The organism is Streptomyces sp. SPB074, from assembly GCF_000154905.1.
Lineage (GTDB): Bacteria > Actinomycetota > Actinomycetes > Streptomycetales > Streptomycetaceae > Streptomyces.
In genome coordinates this window covers 6,484,604-6,487,507 of record NZ_GG770539.1, presented here as the reverse complement: position 1 = coordinate 6,487,507, position 2,904 = coordinate 6,484,604, and the positions used below count along the sequence as shown (strand labels likewise).

General features: G+C 75.0%; 3 protein-coding genes and 1 pseudogene. 2 read left to right on the top strand and 2 right to left on the bottom strand.

The annotated features are described in order from the left end of the window. Both SSBG_RS27720 and SSBG_RS27715 read right to left on the bottom strand, forming a co-directional pair. Nucleotides 1-428, bottom strand: a pseudogene (locus SSBG_RS27720) (hypothetical protein); the annotation flags it as partial. A 221-nt stretch (nt 429-649) separates the two neighbouring features. Next, nucleotides 650-886, bottom strand: coding sequence for a hypothetical protein (locus SSBG_RS27715; RefSeq protein ID WP_199781416.1), 237 nt, complete (start codon nt 884-886; stop codon nt 650-652). Between the two features lie 148 nt (nt 887-1,034). On the opposite strand from SSBG_RS27715, the gene SSBG_RS27710 reads away from it, so the two are divergent. Both SSBG_RS27710 and SSBG_RS27705 read left to right on the top strand, forming a co-directional pair. Next, nucleotides 1,035-2,312 (top strand): VWA domain-containing protein, encoded by a 1,278-nt coding sequence (locus tag SSBG_RS27710; RefSeq protein WP_234010667.1) that lies wholly within the window; start codon nt 1,035-1,037, stop codon nt 2,310-2,312. After that, on the top strand, nt 2,312-2,904 hold a 593-nt coding region (locus SSBG_RS27705; RefSeq protein WP_008749361.1), incomplete at its 3' end, for a hypothetical protein. The genes SSBG_RS27710 and SSBG_RS27705, both read left to right, overlap by 1 nt.

Below are 2,904 nucleotides of genomic sequence, written 5' to 3'. Positions count from 1 at the left end.
ACCGTGGTGCGGGCGGGCGCCTTCTCCGCCACCGTCCCGGGGGCGGCGGCGGGCGCGGGGGTCCGCGCGGGGGCCGCCGCACGTGCGCGCGGCACCTTCGCCGGCTCGGCGGCGGGCGCGTCGCCGCCGGTCGTGGCGGGGGCGGTGCCGAGTGCCTGCTGCACCTCCGTCAGCATCCCCTGCTCGTGGGCGAGGACGCCGAGCCGTTCGCGCAGCGCGTCGATCTGCTGCGAGATCCTCGCCTGCTCCTCGGTGTTGGCGTGCAGGTCGGCGGCGACTTTCGCCTCGTACTGGGCCTTGAGGTTCTGCACCTCGGTGGGGTCCTGGGTCACGGACGACTCACTTCCTGGACGTGGTGGTGGTCCCCGGCACCTGCCGGGGTGGTGCCTGCCGCGTCCGGTGGCACTCCCGCCGGATGCCGCCCGCACCGGGACGCCCCCCAGGGCATCCACCCGCGGGGCCGGGCCGGTTCGGGAACGGGGTGGAGACGCGGTGGGCCCGAGAGTACCGCCGTCGGGGCCCGCGCGGGGCCGGACCAGGGGAAGTGCCCTCTCCCGGGGCAGGACGTACGAACGGGGTGTCGCGCGCCCGGGAACGCGCGGCGCCGCCGGAGACGGCCCGGCGCCGCCACGAAGGTGGTGCGGTCCGCTCAGCGCGGGGACCAGCTGTACTGGTCGCCGCCGACCCACAGCACCTTGTCGGGGTCGTCCAGGTCCTCGGCGGTGAGGCCGAGGGCGAGCGCGACCGCCACCACCTCCTTCACGTCCGTCGCCTCGCCGACCACCTGGCCGTCCGCCTCGACCACCCGGAACGGCGGGTTGGCGGGCTGCGGCGCGAGGATCACGAGGCGGGGCATCATCGAGCGGGGGCTGTCTTTCTCTGTCATGCCTCACGCGTTCCACCGCCCCGCGCCCGCCACACGTGCCGCCCGGGCGTCTCCGTCCCTGTGGGCGGCAGCCGGAGCAGAACGGCCGTCAACTGTCCCCCGAACGGCTTATTTTGGCTTCGCGTGCGATTATCCGTACGATCCCACGATGATCTTGATGAAATACCGGGTGACGGCCGCCGGAGGCGTGCTCGCCGTCGCACTGGCCCTGCTGCCGGGGGGAACCGCCCGGGCGGCGGACGAACCCGATACGGGCAAGGCGCCGCCCCAGGTCGAACTGGTCCTCGACGTCAGCGGCTCGATGCGGGCGAAGGACATCGACGGCGCCTCGCGCATGTCCGCGGCGAAGCAGTCCTTCAACGAGGTGCTCGACGCGGTCCCCGAGGACGTGGAACTCGGTATCCGCACGCTCGGCGCCGACTACCCGGGCGAGGACCGCGAGACCGGCTGCAAGGACACGCGGCAGCTCTACCCGGTCGGCCACCCCGACCGCACCGAGGCGAAGGCGGCCGTGGCGACGCTCTCCCCCACGGGGTGGACGCCGATCGGTCCCGCGCTGCTCGGCGCGGCCGAGGACCTGCGCGGCGGTGAGGCGGCCAAACGCATCGTCCTGATCACCGACGGCGAGGACACCTGCCGCCGCGACCCCTGCGAGGTGGCCCGCGAGATCGCCGCGAAGGGCGTGCACCTCGTCGTGGACACCCTGGGCCTCGTGCCCGACGCGAAGACGCGCGACCAGCTCAGCTGCATCGCCGAGGCGACGGGCGGGACGTACACGACGGTCCGGCACACGAAGGACCTCTCCGGCCGCGTCAAGCAGCTGGTGCACCGGGCGGCCGACCCGGTCGTGACGCCCTCGGCGGTGTCCGGCGCGGCGGAGTGCGCGAAGGCGCCCGAGCTGAAGACCGGTCTGTACAGCGACCGCGCGAGGATCGGCGAGCACCGCTGGTACCGCGTCGAACTGGCGCCGGGCAAGGAGTTGCGGGCGGCGGTGACGGTCGCGGCGGACCGCGCGGTGGCGCCGGACAGCGGCGTGCTGCTGCGCGCGGTGACGCTGCGCGGACGCGAGATCGTACGGGGCGAGGCGGCCGGGACCGGGCGCACCGACCAGCTCTCGACGGGGCTGCGCTACCCGAAGCCGGAGGCCGATGACGACGACGGCGACGAGCCGCCGGCCGAGACGGTGTGCCTCCAGGTGACGCACTCCTTCACCGACCGGGGCGCGAGCACCGCGAAGGCACCCGGTCTGCCGCTGGAACTGACGGTCGACGTGGTGGGCGGTCCTTCGAACGGCTCGGACGTGGCCTCCTTCGGGCTCGGGCACGGCTGGTGGCTGCTCGGTCTGCTCGCGGTGGTGGGTCTGCTGACCGGACTGGTGTGGGGCTTCGTCTCACGCTGGCGCGTCACGGTGTGGAGGAGCAACTGATGAGGACGCGGAACAGGCCCGGAGCCCTCGCCCGGCGCGCGGGGGCGGCACTCGCCGCGCTGTGCCTCGCGCTCGGCCCCGCGGCCGCGGCACGGGCCGACGACGGGGACGACAAGGGGGCGGCGCCCACGGAGGCGGGCACCTCCTTCCGCACCGCGACCGCGCTCGACGTGGGCCGGCGCGGTACGGCGCACGCCGCGACGGGTGACTACCTGTACTGGGTGTACCCCGGGGACGCGGGGCGCTCGGCGACGGTGCGCGCGGAGGTGCGGCTCCCGGCGGCGGGGGCGCGGCACGGGGCGCAGACCTGGCAGGTCGACGTCTACGACGGGCTGCGGCGCCGGCAGGCGTGCCGGTACGGCGCGCAGACCCGTACGGTCGCCGCCGGGACCACGACGGTGCGGCTCTCGTGCACGCTGCGCACGGTCCGCGCCTGGGCGGAGCCGTGGGCGAACGACCCGCTGCCCGGCGCCTACTACGTGCGCCTGACGGTGCTTGACGCGCCCGCGCAGGACATGGGGCTGCCGGTGGACGCGAGCGTGAAGGTGGACACGGTCGACAAGGGCGGGGCCGAGGCCGTGGGCGGCAAGCT